Below are 21,195 nucleotides of genomic sequence, written 5' to 3' on the forward strand. Positions count from 1 at the left end.
TTTTGGCAGATGATGGTCCGTTCCAACACCGATTTCGTTGGTGGTCAGCTGACCACCGATCTATCAGTTTGAAGAATAACGGCCTTCTACAACGGCTTGTTTCGAATGTAGGTTGACGCTCGCGCCGACGAAGGATCTGAGAAGCCAGGCTGTCGAACCGGCCACATAAAAGGCCGGAAGGTCACAGACAGCGAGGGTAGACCAGCGACGGGGTGGGTGACCCGGTTTTCGGCATCAGTGTTTTGTACATGAGGCGTCGTATTCTGGCCGAGGTGTCTGATCGACCCCTGGCAGACCGGCGGCTGCTTTTCGGGTGCTGGTTAGATCGAGCGCGGCGCTCAGGATAAAATCCGAGCTGCTCGAGTCAAACGAAGACGTGCGAGAGATCGAGAGAGGCAATGCGGTCATGGGTTAGCGATTGCTGTTCAGCAGTGTGCTCTTCCTGAAGTCGGCAGTGGCCGGCTACTCCTTAAGAAGGCTCATCGTACCTTACCTTTAAGGTCAGAGCCGGATAGCGGAGAGGAAGGCGTGCGCCACCGAGAATTGGTCTTCAATCGTTCCGTTAGTCACGGCCTGTTCGCAAGGTGGGGTGGGAAATGGCGCGATGTTGTGGATGCATCTCCTGCTTGATCGCATCAGCTCTGCCAGGGCGCTCTTCGAGATCGTTTCCGGCGACGGTACTGTCCCGTTAAAATTGCCAGGACGAGAAGCCTGATGCATCATGGCAGTAAAGGCTTCCCGCACGTCGCTTTTTCAGTGGTCAGCTGACCACTGGCCTAATCACTTGAAATGCATGGATTTTTGACAATGATTGTTCTGGCAGTCGCAGAAACACAGTGGTGCCGGCTTGGTCAAGAGGGGGGAGTGAGCGGTTGATCGCCGTTCGGCCCGCGTTCGAGGCAAGGAGGGCTGAGCGTTGTGTGCTTTAGCCGAAAGATAGGGCGGGCACCGCAGGTCTCCGCGCTTGTTAAAACAGCCTAGGACAATTCTGTTGTCGGAACGTGGATTTGCGCTGAGCAAGCTCGGCGCACGCCCGTGGTTGCATCACTAACCCGAGGCTGGTTTTTAGGAGGGGCGTACGCATGCCTGTGCTTTTTTGCACTATCTCTTGGATAAAAAATATGCCGGACGTGATCCGAAAGATCCGCCAAAGGGCAGCGGAGGTTTTCCTAGGTCTCAGCGCTATTGTGGTGAAGAACTTAACTTTGTCGGCTGCGAGGATTGTTACGTTTAGGGCACTTCGAAACGATTAAAGGCGATATTGACCGCCAAGTGTATATCCAACGGCTCGGTGCGGCCAGAAGCGCCGACTTTGTCGACGAGGTCGATGTGGTATGGACCGCACCGATAGAGGGAAATGACCCCCGGTGCGTTGTCGGTTGGTACCGAAACGCGCGTTTGTATCGATATCGACAAAACTTTCAGGGCCTTTACCCTTCGGACCGGTACAAGAAAGATGAAATCGACAGCTTCCGAGTTCGGGCAAAGGTAGAAGATGCGTTCCTGATCGGCATCGGTCAGCGGAATTTGAAGCTGGCGCTTGGGCGAGGCCCCGGTTGGAGCGGTCAGGCAAGCTGGTGGTACGCCGAAGACACTGAGAACCTTGAAGCACATCGATTTGTGCAGTCGATCAGAAATCCAATAAAGGGCAAGGAAATCGTCGCCGGTACAAAGCCGAAAGACGGCCGAAAATGAGGCCGAGCCGGCGAAGCTGCGGCAAATGAATATTGCCGATATGTGCGTGCGTACGAGGCGATTGTAAGCCCAAGGCACAGCAAGCTGCAGAAGCGCTTTGTCGACTATCTGAAGGAAGTGGTTCTCGGCGTATCTTTTTCGCCAAGTTTTCGTGATGACCTGCGGTATGTGGATAGTAGGGGCCGGGCAACGATGGTAGAGATAAAGCCGACAGGTGCTTCGACGGTGCGGTTTGCAATTCGGGCTGCGATCGGACAACTCCTCTATTACCGACAACACCAGCTGTGGTCGGAACGACAGTTGATTGTCGTCGAATCCGAGGTTGTCAGCGCTGATGACAAGGCGCTTGCGCTCGACAATGGATTCGGCTTGGCATGGCCCACTGGCGAAACAAAGTTCACCATCATTTGGCCCCGCTAACACAGCTGGCAATCTTGGCCGCCGCAACCAAGCGCTCAGCGATTGGGACGCCGCCCTCGCCCGCGGTGATTTCGCCGAGCATCCGCGTCAACACCGGTCGGGCGCGCGATGCATTGGAGCCGTGGTCCTGATAGATCCGATCGCAGCCGGCTGCCCGCAACTCATCGATCTGGGCATCGTGGATCTGATCGTCGGTCGACACCCGGACGTAGCCGATCAGCCGCTTAGGAGGCTGATAGATGTTAACGGTTTGCCGCTTTGCCATGGCGCCCTTAATAGTCTCGGTTCAAGGTAGTTTGTACAGATAAGGAATGCGTGGGAAAATGGTCATTTGTGAGCGTCGCTGGAGGGATTGCGGGGAGTGGCGCCCGTGACTTGGGGTGGTTCTGAGCTTGCTTTTTCGGTATCAGCCGTGGGATTGCCAAGACGGGAATCATAAGGCCCGGCCGGCCTAACCAATTTTCAGGAGCTCTATGTCAGCCTTCAACGAGCAAGCGCTATCACCATTGCCAATGAATACCTCAACCATCCCAAGCGCTATCCCTCAGATCACGATCTGGAAGCCCGCGATCTCGTAATGAAGACGGCCGTTCTCTTGGCGAAAATCGCTCACAGCCTTTCGGCGAACGCTCTGAAAAAGGATGCGGATTTCTTCCTAAAAATTGTGACAGATCCAAACACAACGAAGCCGGCATTCATCAAAAAAAAGAAGAATGAGCCGGTCTATGGTGCGGTCATCGCGCTGGCCTTCATCGAAAGCCTTTTCAACCGCGTCGTTGGAATGAAAAATCTTGATTGTCTTGATTTTGATATCGGTGCTTTCGTTGCTCTCGCCGGTGTCACCGCGATCGGTCACGAGTTCTCACATGTTCTTTACGGCCATAGCGAAATCGACACGGACGACGAGACGGAACTTTACCTGCAGGAGCTTGATGCGGATCGACGCAGCGGGTGCGGATCACATGTGATCAGATATGATTCTGATCTGGTCACGATGATGAATGACCTCTTTGGAATCAGCAAGAGGATCGAGATTCTCAAGGCAACGATATTTTCGCATTCGGTCTTGGCGCTCGCACTGTCTGGTTCTACCAGCGAGGTCTATGCCGACTACCGCTTGCGGTGCTTCCTCCATTTTGATGGATACCGCTCAGTCGCACTGGATACAGGATTTGCAAATTTTCTGGAGATTGAATTCGCGAAAATGGAAGCCGTAAGGCTAGCGCGATCGGTCGAGAAGCTGGTTCCCATGGGGAAGGAGTTGGCGAGCATCAGGGATGGCCACGGTGACCTTGAGACGCTCTGGCGCAACAGCCTTCGCGAGCAACTTTTTGAGTTTGCCGATCGAATTGATGAAGCGATCACGCTTCGCCACTCGCTCGACCGGGTAGCCGTATGCACCTTCAACCATGCATACTCAGATCAGAGCAATCTCGCAGCCCGGCCACTGCGACGCGTTGCGTTGTTATAATAGCTTGAGGCCTGTTGCACAGAGCGATGGCGCGACTGCTCCATCGCTTCTGGCAGCGGAACCCCCCTGTTCGCAGCCTCGGTTAAATAACCCGATCGCAGTCCATGCGCCGAAAACTCCCCAACCTCCAGCCCGGCCATCGCCACCCGCCGCTTGACGATATCGTTGATCGCCTTTGGATCGAGGGCCCGGCGAGACACATGGCCCCAGCGATCGATCGCCCGAAACACACTGCCGTTGTTGATCCTCGCGGCCGCCAGCCAGGCATTCAACGCCTCCACCGGCCGGCCGGTGAGATAGACGACCTCGTCCTGGCCGGCGCCGGAATTCTTGGTGCGGCCGAGGTGAATGGACAGCGAGGGGAGGGGACTGCCGTCCTCGCCGGTCACCGGCGGCTCGATCGTCAGCTGCTCTTTGCGCAGGGCTGCGACTTCGCTGCGCCGGCGACCACCCGACGCAAAGGCGACCATCAGGATGGCGCGGTCGCGCAGATCGCGCAGGCTGTCGCCGCTGCAGGTCGCCAGCAGTTTGGCCAAAACATCGCCGGTGACTGCCTTGGCGCTCTTGCGAAGACGTTGTCTTGGCACGGCGCGGACGGCCAGACGAATGGCGGATTTGAGGGCAGGGGAGGCGAAAGCGCCGTCGAGTCCGCGCCACTTCGTTAGGGTCGACCAGCTGGCCAGCCGTCGCCCGACGGTCGCCGGCGCATGCGGCCCGGTCGATCGAAGAAGACCGCCGTCCCTCAAAGGCCTGGCCGACTGCGGCCGGCATGCCGTGCCCAGGATCGGTGTCGCGCCGCGCCGGATCCCACAGATGGTGGGCCACGAATTTTAGCAGCAGCGCTTCCGGCGCCGGCCAGGGCAGGGGTGCTCCGGTCGCCGCCAGGCACCAGGCTTCGAGGTAGCCGAGGTCGGAGGCGAGCGCCCGCAGCGTGTTGTCGCCCATGCCCTCGTTGACCAGGTGCCGCAGCGTTTCGACGTCCTGGTCGGAAAGAATCTCGGCGAGCTTGTCGCGCCGGTCGATCGGCAGCACCGCGGCGATGGTGTCGAGGGTTTCAGCGCGGCGGGCGATGGCGTCGGGTGCTGATATAGGGGCGATGATATCCACAGGAACTCCTGAAACGGCGTAAATCCGGCTGCCGAAACGGCGCCGGCGGCCGTGCTCGGCCCCGTTTTCCCTGATTTGCGGGCTGAAATCAATCACTTCCGATAAGAGGTACTTATCGGAAGTGAGGTACGCTACTATCGATCATATGAGGTGACGAACCATAACATTTACATAGAGTTCCGTTAGCAAGTCGTTTACCATGTTTTCAATGGCTTACGATCCCGCGAAAAACAGCATGACAGCCCTGATGCGGCCGGCTTTCGACGCCAGCGTCGCTCTGGCTCGTCTCGACGAGCGTATTGCGCGCTCGCCGGTGGGATCCGGCTGGATCGAGCGCATGCATTTCGCCGACGCCTGCGCCTCGCTGTGGATCGACGGCGAACTCGTCCATCTCGAAGACCTCGTCCTCCACGACGCCACCCGCGACATTCGCACACCCACCCACGAACTTACCATCGCCCGCGACGTGCTGCGCACCCGGCGACGGATTTCTGCGCAGCCACCGGCCTGGGCATTGTCGGCGGAGGGTATCCGAACTTTACGACAACCCCAGGCGTGGCCTGGACCATCAGACGGTCCTGACAGCGCTGCGAACGACCGCAGAGTTGGGTCTGCACAGGTGGTCGAGCGGGAAGGGGAGGGTGAAGATGGCGACGCTGCGGGAAATCTGCCAGGCGTCGACTATGCCGCGATTGATGCGCTGCTCACCCGATCGGATGCCGCGATCGAAGACGCGAAGCGTCCGGGCCGCATCAGCGGCCGTGCTGCCGAAAAGGACCCGATGATCTATGATCTCGACTGGGATGAGGACGCGCGGCTCGACGAATGGGGAAGGGTGTTGCGCCAGGTCGAACATCTGCCGGCGGTGCTGCAGGCGATTGTTGCCCTCGATACCTGGAACGAGCTTTCCGTCCTGCAACACGCGCCTTGGCTGGGCCGGCAGTTGTGCGCTTCGATCCTGCGCCAGACCGGCATCACCACCGGCGCCCATCTGGCCGCCATCAACCTTGGCCTCAAAACCATTCGCGTCGATCGGCGCCGACATCGCGATCGAGAAACCCGGCTGCTCGCCATCGCCCACGGGCTGATCGCGGCCGCCGAGATCGGGGTGAAGGAGCATGACCGGTTGGCACTGGCGAAAACGATGATGGACCGAAAACTGGAAGGGCGCCGGACGTCGTCAAAACTGCCGGAGCTGGTCGAGCTGGTGATGGCGAAACCGTTGGTGTCGGCGGGGATGGTGGCGAAGACGCTCGACGTCACGCCGCAGGCGGCGCGGCGGATTGTGGGCGAGCTCGGCCTGCGCGAGATGACGGGGAGGGGGAGGTTTCGGGCGTGGGGTGTAGTTTGACGAGCTGCGCGGTCAGCGCATCTGAACCGCCCCAGGATTCTGGACCAGCGGAGGCTGGAGTTTTCCGGCTTCACTCAGGGAGGCGGGCTGGTTGCGCCTCCGGAATTCATCAGCGAGATCGGCACCTTGTTACCGATCGCACCATGCGGCCGAACCTCATTGTAGTCTCTACGCCAATCCTCCATCTTTTCGCGGGCATCCGCAAGGGTCAGGAACCAGTGTTGGTTCAGGCATTCCGCCCGGAAGCGGCCGTTAAACGCCTCGATGAAGGCGTTGTCAGTCGGCTTGCCAGGGCGTGAGAAGTCCAAGGTCACGCCTTTGGCATAGGCCCAGAGGTCGAGATCGCGTGACACGAACTCCGTCCCCTGGTCGACACGGATCGTCTTCGGATAGCCGACCTGCCGGCATACCCGTTCCAATGTTTCCACGACATCTTCTCCCCGATAGCTATGCCGCGGATCAAGCACCGGCACATAGCGCGAGAAGGTGTCGACCACCGTCAGCACTCGTAATTTCTTGCCGGTCGCGAGTTGGTCGTGAACGAAGTCCATCGCCCAGACATCGTTGGGTTCAACGGCCTTTTGCCGGTCCTCCCGTAGCTTGGCTTTGACTCGGCGCTTCGGCGTTTTATTTCGTAGTTGAAGGCCTAAGCCCCTGTAAATCCGATAAGTTCGTTTGATATTGGTGCCCCAACCTTCGCGTTCCAGGAGTACATGAACACGACGGTAGCCGTAACGGACACGGGTCTCGCAAATCTCACGAATACGACGTTCCAGGCCGGCCTGATCGGCACGGCGAGAGGTGTAGTGGTAGGTCGACCGATCGAAGTTCAGTGCCCTACAAGCTTGCCGGATCGAGATCGCCCAATCCCGGCACATGCCCTTAACCACCTCCCGCTTGCGAGCAGGCCTTAAAGCTTTCGGCGGATGACATCCTGCAGCATCTCGCGGTCCAACGTTAGGTCCGCGACGATCTTCTTCAGCCGAGCGTTCTCGTCTTCGAGCTGTTTCAGCTTCTTCATCTCCGGCGGCAACATGCCAGCGTACTTTTTCTTCCAATTGAAATAGGTCGCCTGGCTGATGCCCGCCTTTCGGCAAATCTCCGCCACCGGCACACCTTCATCACCCTGCTTCAGAATGAACGCCTTCTGCGCGTCCGAAAACTGCGATGCCTTCATCGTCTTCCGTCCTTTCCCAGCCAGGAAAATGCACCGGAAAACTCTAACCAAAACTGGTCCAGTTTGAAGGGTTCAGATCACATCCATCGGCTCGCGACGTTGATCCACAATACTTACGAGACCAGCGTATTGTGATGCTTCACATACGCATGGTGTCGCCGGATAATCAAACTTCAACGATTTAGGGGTAGTGGTTGAAGGTCAGCAACTGAGGGATGTGGTGGGATTTGTGAGTAAGGCGCCTAGAAAAACACAAGCAACCGTAAGCAGTTCAAAACGGATTCCTGCCGATATTTTCGCTCAGCAAGTCGATGATGTTAAAGTTCACACCGAAAGCGTCACCCTCCATCCCAAGTCGTGGAATGCGTACAGGTCTGCCGCGACGCTGTCTTGGAAACACGTGGTTTTCGATGCAAAGTCCCGGGCTCAGGTGCCCAAAGTCCCAGGACTCTACGCATTTGCGGTACAGCCTCCACACTCCAATTTTCCTCCGAGTTCGTGGTTGTTCTACGTCGGGGAGGTCGGATCGACGGCTTCTTCATCGCGAACGCTATGGGTGCGTTACAAAGAATATTTGGATGAACTCAAGGTCAATATTCGAAGAAAAGTTGGGGCATACCTTTATCGATATGATGGCTACGTCCGCTTCTATTACTGCCACGTCGATCCGAACCAACACGATATCAAGCAGCTGGAGTCCGAGCTTATCTCGTCGTTGTGGCCAGATGCCAATATCGCCGACTTCAACGCCACAACGCGTCCGGTAAGGAAAGCTTTCTGATGACCCGAAAGTCGATCTATTTGCCTGCTCTTTCCGCCGAGATGGGCGACTGGCAGTACTATAGCACTGTCATGAGAATGGGGGACGCCGCAAGTTACATTGAGTTCGCCAGTTCAGTAGCCGAAATCCGCGACGGCAAACAACTCTCCGATCTCATCCAACGAGCGTTGAAAGATGGGCGTCCAATGGAGATTGCCAAATACCTTGTTGGAGATAGCGAGCATTTCTTTAACGCTCTCGTGGTGGCCGTTTATGGAGGCGACCCCGAATTCATGGAGTTTGACGTCCATATATCCCCTCAAAGCCGAGCCAAAAGGTACTCAACACAAGTTCCGGCTTGGGCGGGTTCCAGTTTTGGTTATCTGCATCTATCTGGCAAAGAGACGTTGTTTGCACTGGATGGTCAGCATCGGCTTGCTGGTATCAAGCTTGCTGTCGAGCAGAAGCCGAGCCTGGCTGACGAGAAGGTGACGGTACTTTTCCTCTCCCACAAGACGACCGACCTCGGACGCCAAAGAACACGAAAGCTTTTTACCACCTTAAACAAGACCGCCATACCGGTGAACAAGTCTGAAATCATTGCGTTGGACGAGTCTGACACCGCAGCTATCATCACGCGTCGATTGGTCGAAACTCATCCATTCTTTTCCAATGGCCAAGTGAGAACCGAGTACGGAGTGACCAATCTGCCGGCGACAGACTCAAAACACTTTATGACTATCATAAAGCTCTACGATCTTGTCACTGAGACGCTTACCTATCTCGTTGGCTCGCTTGATCGTGACGCTCGGGCAAGGTTAAAATATCAACGACCCAAAGACGATGATCTGGAAAAATATTACCGGGATGTCGTCCGCTTCTTGGAGAGGTTCGTCAATTCGTTTCCAGAGTTGAAGGATTACTTCTCCAAGACAGGATCCGATGCGAGAGATGTGATAAGGGTCGAGCGGCACGTCAATCGCAATATCCTTTTCCGATCCGTCGGACTGGAAATCTTCCTCAAACTTTTGCGGGTGCTGAAGAACGAAGAGGGATCGCTCGCCAAAGCGATTTCCACGCTGACACTTCTACCGAGACGATTCACAGAGCGCCCGTATCTGGGGGTGCTGTACAGCGCGAGCGAAGAAAAAATCTTGGCTGGACGGACACGGTTATCAATCCGCCTACTTCGCTATATGCTCGGTTTTGACAGCCAGAAAACTGCTGAGTTGCGAAAGGATTATGCTGAAGCGCTGGGTCAAGACGGCACCATAGTAAGGCTGCCCAACCGGATTAAGCGACCATGAACACGCCAACAAATCTGCGCTCGGCGTCACCGTTCGTACCGTACTCTCATTCCGGCGGGGCATTTTGAGCGAGCTAGAAGAGCAAAAGATGCTGGCCGCCTACGGGCAAAACTCCGAGAGCTTTCGGTCTCTGAACCAGCAAATGTGGCAAATCCCGCTAATTTCAATGACGCTGACAGGAGGGCTTTGGTTCGGCGTGTCGAAGGCAGACGCGTCACCTCTTTTCCAGGTTTCATTGCTTGTCTTAGCGGCGATTGCAAACCTCGGTCTTCTCTTCGTCCTGTTTCGGTTGCGCTATGTCATGCAGCGACACCTAGATTGGCTGGAGACTTTCAACGCTAGTGGTTTTGTGGGCGCGCCGGGGAAAAGCTTCTTAACGCGTCCGCTCATGGTAAGATCGATATTCCAGCTGCTTCTATTTCTGGCAGCGATAACAAGCTCGGTATTGATGGTAGGTACGATGGTAAACGCAGGCTGGGTGGGAGATAAGAGCAACAGCGACCGAGCAGTTGCGTTCTACGAACGCCAAGCCAAAGACCTGGCGGAGAATTACGAGCTAATCCCCTTTGAGCAGGCTCATCCATTGCTGTTTAGTGAGCTCGGAGGAAAGCCACCAAAATCTGTTTTGGATGTGGGGGCAGGGACAGGCCGCGATGCCAACTGGATCGCCACAAATGGCCATAGCGTAACTGCGATAGAGCCGGCGGCATCGTTCCGCGCGCTTGCCACGCGGCTCCATCCGAATTCGGCTGCTCAGTGGCTGGATGATCGGCTTCCGAGGCTGGAAAAGCTGACTGCGCAACGATTTGACTGGATCATTCTCAGCGCTGTTTGGATGCACGTTCATCCGAAAGACAGGCCAGACGCGATCGCTAGACTGAAAGGCCTCCTAAGCGCATCCGGCAAAATCTACGTCACTTTGCGCCTTGGCCCGCCTGATCCTGCCCGTGAGATTTATTCAGTCACAGTTGACGAGCTTCGCGACATAGGCAGGCCGCTTGGCCTCAAGCTCCAAGAGTTTGGCGAACGTGAAGACCTCCTTGGTAGACAAGAGGTAAAGTGGCGTACGGTGGTGTTGTCACAATCGTAGGGCCACGTTTCACGGATGATTATAAATTGCGGAGAACGGTCCTTAGACGCAGCGCTGGGCAGTTGGGCGGGCGTGTTGCAAAGATGAGGATAACGAGAATTGGAACGAAACAGCCACGCGACACTGAGCGCTAGACCTGAGATAATTGCGCGAAAAGGAAGCGAGATAACTTACTTCCTCGCTCCATTCTGTTGACTTCCATGCTTGAACCTTTAAAGTCTGTTCAGGGAGAATCGGCTATGGATGGCAACTTTCTGAACTTTGCAGCGATCCGGGGCGTCCAGGCCGGTTGTGCCTATTACGTCGTTATGGTGCCGCTTAAGACGCTCTCGGTGCTCTTCAAATTCGATGATGACGCCGTGCCGGCCGACTTGCGAGCGCAGAGGTTGCTGAACAAGGCACGCGTGCCGCAAATCGCCGACTACATTATTTCCAACCCTGAGGAATATATCCTTTCGTCGTTGTGCGGATCCGTAGACGGAGACATTGCCTTCGAGCCGGCCGTTTCCGAGGGGCCGCTCAGAAACGTCGGGCAGCTGCGTATTTCGCTTGACGCAACACTCCTCATCAACGACGGCCAGCACCGTCGTGCCGCACTCGTCCAGGCGCTTCGGGAGCGTCCGGCATTGGCATCCGAAACTATCTCGGTCGTGCTGTTTGTCGACAAGGGTTTGCGTCGGGCGCAGCAGATGTTTGCCGATCTCAATATCCATGCCGTCCGACCGAACAGCTCCATCAAGCTACTTTACGACCACCGCGACGATCTTGCGGCGCTTACCCGAGAGGTGGTGAAGCAAATTCCACTGTTTCGGGATTTCACCTGCTTCGACAGCGCCAGCATCTCGAACCGCTCCATCAAGTTTTTCACTTTCAGCTCGCTTCACCAGGCGACGGCTGCTTTTCTGGGTAAGGGGCGTAGTGACACTGTCAGTGACGGCGACCTGCCGTTGGTGCGGCGCTTCTGGGAGCGGGTTATCGAAGAAATGCCAGATTGGCAGCGAGTCGGAACTCGCCATGTATCAGCCGCAGAGCTGCGCCAGGACTACATCCATTCCCATGGCGTTGGCGTTCAGGCGATTGCGATCGCCGGCGCACAGCTTGTCGCCACTCATCCCACGGACTGGGAGCCCAAACTTGCCGGACTTCGAAACGTGGACTGGTCTCGCGCCAACCGAGCGCTTTGGGACGGCAGGGCGATCGTGACCGGGAAGGTCAACAGATCCAAAAACAGCATCATCCTGGTCAGCAACGTGGTTATCCGCGGACTGGGGCTGCGTCTGGGAGAGCAGGCGCAGAAGATTGAAGACTTGTATGCACCGCAGAACGTGCACAGAATAAAGGCTGCAGGCTGATGGACGAAAGTATCTTTGCCGGCGGAGGCTTGTCGTCCCGTATCGAAGAAATTCAGCGCGTCTACCTTTCCGACAACAGACCGTGGGTTGTTGGCTACTCGGGAGGCAAGGATTCCACGTGCACCCTCCAGATCGTCTGGCAGGCACTCTCCGGGCTGCCGGAAGAACAGAGGCGCAAACCCGTTTTCGTGATCAGTTCTGATACGCTGGTCGAGACCCCTGTCATCGTGCGCTATATCGACGTAACGCTGGAACGGATCGATGCAGCAGCGCGCACACAGGGGCTGCCGATTCAGACGCAGAAAGTTATGCCTAGGGTCGATCGAAGCTTTTGGGTCAATCTGATCGGCCGTGGATATCCAGCGCCTTCGCGGAGATTCCGCTGGTGCACGGAGCGCCTGAAGATCGAACCTGCCGACGAGTTCATTCGCGAGCGGGTCGCCGAATATGGCGAAGTGGTGATGGTACTCGGTGTGCGCACTTCGGAAAGCGCAACGCGCGCGCAGTCGATGTCGTTTCACAAGATAAAAGGCTCACTGCTTTCACGCCATTCGTCGCTTCTAAACGCCTTCGTCTACGCTCCGATCGAGGCTTTCTCGACCGATGACGTTTGGACCTACCTGCTTCAGAACGCCTCCCCATGGGGCAACGACAATCGTGACCTTGTCGCGATGTACAGAAACGCGGCGTCGGGCGAGTGCCCGCTCGTGGTAGATACGACGACGCCAAGCTGCGGCAACTCGCGTTTCGGATGCTGGGTATGCACCGTCGTGACCAAGGACAAGTCGATGGAGGCGATGATCGATTCCGGCGAAGATTGGCTCGAACCGTTGCTGGATTACCGCGATATGCTCGCAGAGACGCAGGACCCCGCGAAGAAACGCCTCTATAGGGATTTTCGGCGTAGAAGCGGGCAGGTCTCCTTCATCGGTGACAGCGCTACCCCGGTTCCAGGGCCATACACCCTCGATTTCTGCCGAGAGCTTCTCACCAAGCTGCTGCAGACGCAGGTCGAGGTCCATCGCAATGCCCCTCCGGGCGAGAACGCGCCCCTCATCCATGAGGCAGAACTCCACGAGATCAGAAAGATCTGGCGAGCCGAGCGCGGCGACTGGGCTGACAGCGTCCCCTCTATAGTCCGCGACGTCCTCGGCCGCGATCTGGACTGGGTCGTAGAGGACAATGTCAGCTTCACCCGCGAGGACGCTGGTCTGCTGGACGAACTCTGCGCCTCAAACGGCGTGCCCACTGAGCTCATCGCCCGATTGCTTGACGTGGAGCGTGCGGCGCACGGTCTGAAACGCAGGCATGCGGTCCACACCAGGATCGAAGACATCTTCAAGCAGGAGTGGCGCGACGTGGACGAGATCGTTGCTGAACGCCGTCGGCAGCTTGTGGCAGATGGCTCGATACCGGATGTCGATAATTCTGACGAGGACGAGCGGCCGGAACTCGCATTCGACGTCGAGACAAACACATGATCCTACATTCTTTAAGACTTGAAAACTTCGGCCTCTACCAAGGGGTCATCCAGTTCGACCTCGCGCCGCGCAAGCGATCTGGCGGAGATACCCCGATCGTCCTCGTTGGCGGCAAGAATGGCGCGGGTAAGACAACTTTCCTCGAAGCTTTGCGTCTCGCACTCTACGGAAAACGGGCGCTTGGGACGCGGGTAGGGCAGTCGGAATACGAGCAGTACCTGCGTTCGCGTCTCAATCGAGGCGGCGGAAGCATGACTGCTGCCGTCGCTCTCGAGTTCGATTACGCCGAAGCAGGCGTCGTTCACCGTTATGCGGTGCGGCGCGAGTGGTCGGCAAGAAGCGGGTCGGTGGCCGAAGCCATCGAACTCGAAAAAGACGGCAAGACGATCACTTCTGTTCCGAAGGACGAGTGGCACAGCTTCCTGCAGGAGCTCATCCCTCCGGGACTCTCGCAGCTCTTCTTTTTCGATGGGGAGAAAATACAAGAGATCGCCGACGGTAGTGGCGAAGAAGAATATCTCGCTGACGCCGTCCGCGGGCTCTTGGGTATCGAACTTATCAGCAGGCTGCGCACTGACCTTGGCCTTTATCTTGCACGTCACAGAGCCCAGGAAGGCTCAGACAGCCTTACCGCGCGACTGGAGGCCAACATCCGTGACATCCAGGTGGCTCAGCGGCATACGGATGAATTATTTGAAGATGCTGCCGAACTGACCGCGAAGCGGGAAGCCAACTCAAGGGTCGCGGAGCAGGTTCGACGCCGGTTCACGGCCGAAGGTGGCGACATCGCTCTTGGCCGCGTCAAGCTCGAAGCCGAAATCCAGGAAAACAAGGCAAACCTTCATTCTGCAGAGGCAGCGTTCCGCGATGCTGCGAACAAGCTAATGCCGTTTGCGTACGCACCGCGCCTGTTGAGCAGGTTCAAGTCCGCGCTTGCCTCTTCGTTGGAAGGCAGCGTTGATATGGACAGCATGCGGCGCGTTCTCGAAAAATTCGAGAAATGGGACGGTATCTCGACTACGTGGACGGCAGCGCATCGCCGGGATTTCCGCGCGTTTCTTGAGAGTACCGCGACGACGGATACAGGCTCGTTCAAGGATCTATCGGATCGACGGAGTGCACTCGCTGTGCTCGATCTGGTCGGCACGGATGTCCGGCCACAATCGGAAACGCTGATGCGGGGTCTCCAATCATTGGTCTCGAAACGGGATGTTCTCGAAGCAAGTCTTGCAAGAGCGGATCACGCCAAGGCAAGCGCGATGCTCGACGAACTGAGAGATGCCGACCGTAATCTCGGTAGCACCGAAGCTGCTCTGGCCGCAAAACAGGAAGAATTGAGATTAGCGAGAAACGCGGTGGCGACCTTGGAGCGCGAGCGGTCGAAGCTTCTCGCAGAACAGGCGAACGACGAGATGGGGTCCAGACGAAACGATCTAGGATACCGCGCCGCAAAGACCTTGCTAGAGTATGAAGCAAAGCTTCTTGCACTCAAGCTCAAGCAACTTCAGTCGGAATTCGTCAGATGTTTCGCACATCTCGCCCGCAAGCCGGATCTGGTTGCGGAGGCTCGTATCGACCAGTCGACCTTTACGGTCTCGCTGTTCGATGCGAGCGGAAACCTTGTCCCCAAAAGCGAACTCTCCGCCGGAGAGAAGCAAATCTATGCAACCGCCATGCTTTGGGCTCTGGCGAGAACGAGTGGACGCCATCTGCCCATGATCATCGACACTCCGCTGGCGCGGCTCGATACAGAACATCGATCGAGGCTCATCGAGCGATATTTTCCGGTGGCGTCGCATCAAGTGATCCTCTTATCGACTGATACCGAGATCAGCAACGAAGCGATGCAGACGCTGGAGCCTTTCGTCTCCCACAGCTATCAGCTGGTCTACGATCATGCAGAGCGCCGTTCTACGGTTTCCGCCGGATATTTCGATGTCGACAACGAGGAGGCAGGCCGTGCACTACAGCAAGCTTAGGATTTCTGCTGACGCAACCAGCAAACTCAGGTTTCTCCGCCAAAGGACCGGACTGACGCCAAACCTCTTGTGCCGGATCGCGCTGATGACCTCTCTCGAGGAAGGCTTGATCGGGAACGTACCGCCTCCCGACGAGGAAGGATCTGAGTTCAATTCCTACACACTTACCGGAGAACATTCCGCCCTTTACATCGCACTCCTGCGGTTTGTGGAGGAACAAGGAGGTGAGAGTGAACTATCAGACGAAGAAATGCTGCAGCGTATGAGGGCACATATCCATCGCGGCGTGGGCACGCTTTCGGTACGGGCGAAGTCGGCGGCAGATCTACTTGCGATTATTCCGGAGGCAGCATGAGCCAACCCCTCTACCTTGATCATAACGCGACAACACCAATCGATCCGCTCGTGGTCGATGCGATGGAACCCTACCTGCGGGAAATATTCGGCAACCCGTCGAGCGTGGAGCATCAACACGGATTTGAAGCCGGTCGCGCGATCGACACAGCACGAGCCCTCGCGGCGAGCGCAATTGGCGCCCGCGAAACGGAAATCGTCTTCACCGCCGGTGCGACGGAAGCGAACAATATCGCCATTTTCGGCGCGGCACGAGCCAACCCGGAGAAACGTCATCTCGTCACCACCGCGATCGAGCACCCGGCGGTTTTGGAGCCGATGCGAGCACTCGAGCGCGAAGGCTACCGCGTCACTTATCTGGGCGTCGACGAGACCGGCCGCGTCAGTCTCGACGAACTGGCTGGCGCGATTACGCCGGAGACGGCGCTGGTAAGCGTGATGGCAGCAAACAACGAGGTGGGTGTCCTCCAGCCCATTCGGGAAATCGGTGCAATATGTGACGCGCGTGGTGCTCTGTTCCACAGCGATCTCGCACAAGTGCTGGCCTACCACCCGGTGGATGTCGAGAAAGACAACGTACATATCGCCAGTCTGTCCGCCCACAAGGCATACGGCCCGAAAGGAATTGGCGCGCTTTACGTCCGCGCCCGCAAACCAAGGGTTAAGCTGGCGCCGTTGCTTTTCGGCGGAGGACAGGAGAAGGGCTTGCGTCCCGGCACGCTCAACACCGCCGCGATTGTCGGTCTCGGCCGGGCTTTTGCTATATGCAAGGAGCGATCGGCAAGGGACGCCGAACACGTGTCCGGTTTGTGTTCTTCCTTCTGGTCCATCTTCAGCGAACTTGTACCGGAAGCCGTCATCAACGGACCGACTTCCGGGCGATTGGCCAACAATCTCTCTATATCCGTCGAAGGTGTTGAACCGCTGGCATTGATGAGGCGTCTCAGAGGGCGGATCAGCTTCTCAGCGTCTAGTGCCTGCGCGACCGACAAGATGGAAACCTCGCATGTGCTACTGGCCATGTTTGGCAACACACAACGGGCACGACAGGCCTTCCGTATCGCACCTGGCCGCTTTACCAGTCCAGACGATGTCGTCGAAGCCGCAAAGCTCCTCGGAAACGACACGCGCTCATTGAAGGATAGCACGCGCGCCGCCTGAAGCCCGTGTTCAGGAGGCCTCTGGCCGCTTCGGGTTAGAGAATGGCCACGGCTACTGCGCGTTTAGATCGGCGCCAGCTTCTCGACTGCGCCTTCGATGAGCGCCGTGTAGCCTTGGATGAACTCTTCGGCCGTATAAGGCTTCATGTCCCGTTGCTCCGCCAGATATTCATATCCGCCGCTTGCGTATGCATTGAGCCGCCGCATCCCCTGGTCCGTCAAACTATTGGGACTTTCTGAGTCGACAAGCCGTTTGAAGAGTGCACGCACTTGCGCCTTTTCGGTGACGTCGATGCCGCTCTTGCGGAGTTCCGCCGTGACGAGCAATCCGATAATCAAACGGCTGGCAGGGCGATAATCCTCGACGAATTTTTCCACGAGATCGGAGGCGGGATGTGCTGTACCGGTCAGTTCGATCGCACGCCCGCTCGCAAGGCCAGCGATCAGGCATAAGTAGTAGATGTCGAACTTAGTTCTGAATGGCGGTGAGTCCGCAATTTCGGAAAACCAGCTTTGTGCGTCTGTGCGCAGACGAAAATAGGCCATGCTTAGTCGTCCTCCTCGTCGGTGACGTCGAAGCTCATGAAGTAATCTTTCCCCTCCACGACAACCGAGTAATCGTTCTGGGAGACACCCGTCGCCGGAAGCCCCGCAAGCAGGCGAGCCGTTCCCGTCGTCCTGCGGAACATCGTCAAATACCGGATCTCGTCGGTTGAATCCGCGAGTGCTGGCACGAACCCCGGCAGTTCAGTGTTGATTGTAAAAGCCACAAACTGACTGCAAAGTTCTGGTATCAGGCTGCCAATGCGCCGTCGCCGCCCCATATCCATCGGGTTGGCGGGGCTATCGACGACGAGCGGAAAGTCGTTATTGCCGCGGCGAAGCGCGCTCATCAGGAAGACGTAACCTGCAGCCAGCACTTGCGCAGTACTGCCGGTGCCTTGTCCCTCTAGGCGGATCGAGCGATCGATCCGGCCAATGGTCAACGGGTCATTGGCAAGTACCTTCCCGAGGCGAGCGTTACATAGGTCAATAAGCTCTGCCTTGATCTTTGATCTGGCCAGCTCCGTCGTCCGGGCCATAACGGCTTTGATAACGTCGGTCTGCTTGCGAAGCGTAACGGTCTCTGTAATTTCCGAGATCTTGCCGCCAAACTCCTTGATTTTTTTGTCGATTAGCTTGAGCGACCAAGGTTCCGCTGAGTCATCCTTTTCATCGTCAGCGTCGATCTTCTGAAGTAGCTGAGTGCAGTCGCCATGGAGTTTGGTTTGCTTGTCCAGCTGTTGCTGCCACGCGAACAACTCTTCATCGCCTTCGTCGATCAGTTTTTGCTTAAGCGCGTTGACTGTCTGGCGAGCTGATTTCTGATCGCGCCTGGCGGTGCCTAGCACTGCCATGGCTTGGGATAGCCTCTCTTCGGGTGATTCAGTCTCGGACGCGGCGGTGAAATCGCCAATGTCCTGCTTGATAGCATTTATCACACCCGATTCTGATGCATCGAGATAACGTAGGGACCTGATCCCAATCTCGTGCTTGGCACCCGGCGTCATTTCCCGGCCACAGATGCATTCGTCCTCCTCAAGAAGCTCATTGAAGAACTGAGCTGAGGTGTTTTCTGGCAGACGCAAGTTGTCAAGATTGTCTTTGAGCGCAATCAGCGATGTGGCGAAGGATGGGTGTATTGCCAACGGCTGACGGAGCGCCTGCATCGCATTGCCTGCTGCGATGGACAGCGCGCCGACAGTCCGCGTCATTTCGATTTTGGCTTCATTGAACTGTTCACGTGTTGATCGACCAGTTCCGAGCCGCTCCTCAATCTTGGCAGCTAGCTCTGCAATCTCCGCAGCGATTTCACGGACTTGGGCCTCAGCTTTAACCCTCGCCTTTGCGATGGTCGCCCGCCGGGCCGTCATGTTATCAAGCTGAGTTCGCAAACGGGTGAGTGCATTGTCGCTCTTCGGACCGGCTTGCTTGGTACGCCGCGACCATTCCTGCTCGACGAACTCCCCAATTTCGTTCAGAAGATAGAGTTGGCAAAGCGCGTCGATCGCGTCATCCGCCGCGGTCTGACGTTCATCAAGGAGGCGTGCCGCAAACTCGCCGTTAAAGATGAAGAGACCGAGAAATTCTTTCGCGAGGAAGCGGCGCACAGCTGGCAGTGGTTGCCAAGACTGAACGACGCCTCCGCTACCCGGATTGGTCGTTCGATAGCGCGCGACACCCATTTCGAAGTCAAGAACCAGTTCAATCGATAATTGTCGACCATCGACGAGCAGCGACACGACGAATGTGCCGAGTTCGCGCTCATCGCCCTTTCGGCGATAGCTGCGCACGGTTTTTTCGTCCCACAACGTCGCAACACCGCTTAGTGTTGCGATCAGCATCTCGAGGGTTGTCGTCTTCCCGGTCCCGTTAGGCATCTGGAGAAGTGTGACTTTGGGGACGGTGGACCCTGGTCCGATCAAATCGATCGTGACGTCAGGACAACGCAGCCCGGAGGTTGACCATCCGGCAATATCAATGCGCACTCGGTTGTTCCTCCAGTTGCACCGCTTCGCGGACGTCCTCGTATCTTTGCGCCTGGGCTTCTTGCGCGTCGTCGCCCTCGGTCATGGCCAACAGCCATGCTTCGAGCCGCAGTGACAGCGCACGGGGCTGACCCTTCTCCTCGACAGCTTCACGCAGAGCTTCCGCCAATGCAGTATCAAGTGTCATAGTCGTCTCCTTTCCGTACCTTCGCCAGCTCAGAGAGCCAAGCACAACGCTCTTGGTCTGCGTTTGGGACGGCATCAGTTTCAGCTTCCGGTCGAACAAAATCCACCACAAGAGCGCGCTTATCAGGCTTCGCCGGATCGATCCGAAGGCAGCGCCCTATCCTTTGAATGGTTTCAAGCTTCGCGCGTGCAGAGGCAAAAAGAATTACCGTGTTCAACGAGCGGATGTCGATTCCTTGCGAAATACGATGGCAGGTAATGAGACAATCTATATCGCCGCGCGCAAACGCGATGAGATGGTCGCGATCGTCATCTGCGTAATATGTCCGGTAGCGGTGGGTACGGCGATGGATCGAGGCGAGGATCCGCTCTCCATATTCTTTCGTCTCCACGAAAACGATGCTGCGGTTCAGTATCTCGGGGAAGTTTTTTAGGTGTTCCTCGAAAACCTCGGGCTTCGCTTCGGCAGTTTTGTAAACCTTCGCGATCTCGGTCCAGAGCTCCTCGTTCCCCATCGGTCGGCCTTCGCGCTGGCGTGCTGCCTTCTTCGCGTAGACGAGGCGAAGTCGCTCCCGGTCAGCGTCTGTCAGATCATAAGGGAGCGGCCGATAGTCAAACTCACTCAACACCCCACGAGATATCGCCCTTTCAAGGGGGAAGCGGTACAGCGTCGGGCCGACCTCGTCGGTGATGAAGTCGTTTCCTACGCCGTCGTAAGCACGCTCAGGCGTGGCGCTCAGACCGACACGCCAGCCGAAGGCTTTGTGTTGACCCTTCACGCTACCGACCAAACTCGGCATGCCAAGGCCGTGAACTTCGTCGTGGACGATCAGGGCCTTGGCCTTGATATGATCAGGCAAGCGCATCAGTAATCGTGCGAGTTGCCCACGAGAGACAACGATGAGTGACATTTTTGGGTCAACGATAAAGTCTCCCATCTCGTGATGAGGGCCGAAATGCCGATAAATCAGCCACTTTGGCCCGCCATCCAAGTTCCATGCGTCCAACTCGGCCGCCCATTGTTCAAGGAGGTCGGTGCCCTCCATCGTCACGATGGCGCACTCGATCGCGCCATTGGAGACAAGGTTTGCCAATATCTTGAGCGCGGTTCTGGTTTTGCCCGTGCCTGTCGCCATTTCGAGAATGCCGGCAGGCTTTTCAAGGAATGCCGAAACCGCCTCTTCCTGGTGACGCCAGCGCGGATCAACTTCTGCCGGGGCCTCTGGCTGCTTCTCGACAACTGTCTCGACAAATGGCCAGTCTGCATTCTTCCGGAACCTTTCCAGGATCTTCGCCGACGGCGCGATCACCGCCAAGCCCGCTGCCTCGCCTGCCCAGGTTTCATCGAACTGCTCAGACTTGGTGGCGACCCGCTCCTCTTCCCCAGCGATCCAGTCGCAATAAACATCGATACTTTCGTAGTTACGGCTATGGCCGCCAGTTGTTTCGTTCGCCGAACCGGTGAAGGCAATCGTCCCGCCGGCCGCCAAATCAAAGATGCCGAATTTCTCGTGAAATATGCCGGGTTCGTCTAAATGCTCCGGAAAGGCAAACTTGAGTTCGAGCCTGTCATTGGCAATAAGCCACGCGAAGACGCGAGCACGGATAGCAGTGTCGTTGGGTGACAGCGCCAGCTCGGCAATCTCTTCCAGGATACGATCGACGACGATCAACCGATAGGCAGCACGCGCTTGCTCGTCTTCAAGCGTCGTCAGGGTGCGCCTGTCAGATTCCGATATCATCGGCGACGAAATCAGACGGATCGTCAGCATCTTCA

At 57.0% G+C, this 21,195-nt stretch carries 16 protein-coding genes and 2 pseudogenes; 10 read left to right on the plus strand and 8 right to left on the minus strand.

Features of this window, described 5'->3' with window-relative positions; all coding sequences use genetic code 11:
• Window positions 1-1,230 precede the first annotated feature (1,230 nt).
• Window positions 1,231-2,127, minus strand: coding sequence for a hypothetical protein (locus tag NXC14_RS32525; protein ID WP_157131455.1), 897 nt, complete (start codon window positions 2,125-2,127; stop codon window positions 1,231-1,233).
• 43 nt (window positions 2,128-2,170) lie between these two features.
• Window positions 2,171-2,380 (minus strand): annotated as a pseudogene (locus NXC14_RS21850) (recombinase family protein); the annotation flags it as partial.
• A gap of 312 nt (window positions 2,381-2,692) precedes the next feature.
• On the opposite strand from NXC14_RS21850, the gene NXC14_RS21855 reads away from it, so the two are divergent.
• Entirely contained in the window at window positions 2,693-3,586 is an 894-nt protein-coding gene (locus tag NXC14_RS21855; protein ID WP_085780245.1) for a hypothetical protein, read from the plus strand.
• On the opposite strand, the pseudogene NXC14_RS21860 reads toward NXC14_RS21855, so the two are convergent.
• Window positions 3,538-4,693 (minus strand): annotated as a pseudogene (locus tag NXC14_RS21860) (site-specific integrase). The gene NXC14_RS21855 and the pseudogene NXC14_RS21860 sit on opposite strands and share 49 nt — an antisense overlap.
• Window positions 4,694-4,892: 199 nt before the next feature.
• Here NXC14_RS21860 and NXC14_RS21865 point away from each other — a divergent pair.
• Window positions 4,893-6,044 (plus strand): RHE_PE00001 family protein, encoded by a 1,152-nt coding sequence (locus tag NXC14_RS21865; RefSeq protein WP_085780246.1) that lies wholly within the window; start codon window positions 4,893-4,895, stop codon window positions 6,042-6,044.
• Window positions 6,045-6,118: 74 nt separating this feature from the next.
• On the opposite strand, the gene NXC14_RS21870 is transcribed toward NXC14_RS21865, so the two are convergent.
• A protein-coding gene (locus tag NXC14_RS21870) for an IS3 family transposase (RefSeq protein WP_157131457.1) occupies window positions 6,119-7,221 on the minus strand; the annotation gives its coding sequence in 2 pieces (ribosomal slippage) (window positions 6,119-6,960 and window positions 6,960-7,221; 1,104 coding nt in all).
• Between the two features lie 190 nt (window positions 7,222-7,411).
• On the opposite strand from NXC14_RS21870, the gene NXC14_RS32530 reads away from it, so the two are divergent.
• The 8 genes from NXC14_RS32530 to NXC14_RS21910 all read left to right on the plus strand — a co-directional run bounded on the left by NXC14_RS32530 (window position 7,412) and on the right by NXC14_RS21910 (window position 16,705).
• A complete protein-coding gene (locus NXC14_RS32530; RefSeq protein ID WP_157131458.1) occupies window positions 7,412-8,002 on the plus strand; it encodes a hypothetical protein in 591 nt (196 codons plus the stop codon).
• Entirely contained in the window at window positions 8,002-9,288 is a 1,287-nt protein-coding gene (locus NXC14_RS21880) for a DNA sulfur modification protein DndB (protein ID WP_085780248.1), read from the plus strand. Before NXC14_RS32530 ends, NXC14_RS21880 begins: the two co-directional genes overlap by 1 nt.
• A gap of 88 nt (window positions 9,289-9,376) precedes the next feature.
• A complete protein-coding gene (locus tag NXC14_RS21885; protein ID WP_085780249.1) occupies window positions 9,377-10,378 on the plus strand; it encodes a methyltransferase domain-containing protein in 1,002 nt (333 codons plus the stop codon).
• 239 nt (window positions 10,379-10,617) lie between these two features.
• Window positions 10,618-11,730 carry a DNA sulfur modification protein DndB gene (dndB, locus tag NXC14_RS21890; RefSeq protein WP_085780250.1) on the plus strand — a complete coding sequence of 371 codons (1,113 nt, stop codon included), beginning with the start codon at window positions 10,618-10,620 and terminating at the stop codon, window positions 11,728-11,730.
• Complete coding sequence (gene dndC / locus NXC14_RS21895) at window positions 11,730-13,211, plus strand: DNA phosphorothioation system sulfurtransferase DndC (protein ID WP_085780251.1); 1,482 nt, start codon at window positions 11,730-11,732, stop codon at window positions 13,209-13,211. Before dndB ends, dndC begins: the two co-directional genes overlap by 1 nt.
• Window positions 13,208-15,190: a DNA sulfur modification protein DndD gene (gene dndD, locus NXC14_RS21900; protein WP_085780252.1), complete on the plus strand. Its 1,983-nt coding sequence runs from the start codon at window positions 13,208-13,210 to the stop codon at window positions 15,188-15,190. The genes dndC and dndD overlap by 4 nt, the downstream gene beginning before the upstream one ends.
• Window positions 15,171-15,545, plus strand: a complete 375-nt coding sequence (gene dndE, locus NXC14_RS21905; protein ID WP_085780253.1) for a DNA sulfur modification protein DndE — start codon at window positions 15,171-15,173, stop codon at window positions 15,543-15,545. The genes dndD and dndE overlap by 20 nt, the downstream gene beginning before the upstream one ends.
• Entirely contained in the window at window positions 15,542-16,705 is a 1,164-nt protein-coding gene (locus tag NXC14_RS21910; RefSeq protein WP_085780254.1) for a cysteine desulfurase family protein, read from the plus strand. Before dndE ends, NXC14_RS21910 begins: the two co-directional genes overlap by 4 nt.
• 62 nt (window positions 16,706-16,767) lie before the next feature.
• On the opposite strand, the gene NXC14_RS21915 is transcribed toward NXC14_RS21910, so the two are convergent.
• The 4 genes from NXC14_RS21915 to NXC14_RS21930 are packed head-to-tail and all read right to left on the minus strand — an operon-like array spanning window position 16,768 to window position 21,190.
• Window positions 16,768-17,250: a hypothetical protein gene (locus NXC14_RS21915; RefSeq protein ID WP_085780255.1), complete on the minus strand. Its 483-nt coding sequence runs from the start codon at window positions 17,248-17,250 to the stop codon at window positions 16,768-16,770.
• Between the two features lie 2 nt (window positions 17,251-17,252).
• Complete coding sequence (locus NXC14_RS21920; protein ID WP_085780256.1) at window positions 17,253-19,232, minus strand: hypothetical protein; 1,980 nt, start codon at window positions 19,230-19,232, stop codon at window positions 17,253-17,255.
• On the minus strand, window positions 19,222-19,419 hold the full coding sequence (locus NXC14_RS21925; protein WP_085780257.1) for a CxC ATPase DNA modification system associated small protein: 198 nt from the start codon (window positions 19,417-19,419) through the stop codon (window positions 19,222-19,224). Before NXC14_RS21925 ends, NXC14_RS21920 begins: the two co-directional genes overlap by 11 nt.
• A complete protein-coding gene (locus tag NXC14_RS21930) occupies window positions 19,409-21,190 on the minus strand; it encodes a DEAD/DEAH box helicase family protein (protein WP_085780258.1) in 1,782 nt (593 codons plus the stop codon). Before NXC14_RS21930 ends, NXC14_RS21925 begins: the two co-directional genes overlap by 11 nt.
• Window positions 21,191-21,195 lie beyond the last annotated feature (5 nt).

This window comes from Rhizobium sp. NXC14 (assembly GCF_002117485.1).
In the GTDB taxonomy this organism is placed as follows: Bacteria; Pseudomonadota; Alphaproteobacteria; order Rhizobiales; family Rhizobiaceae; genus Rhizobium.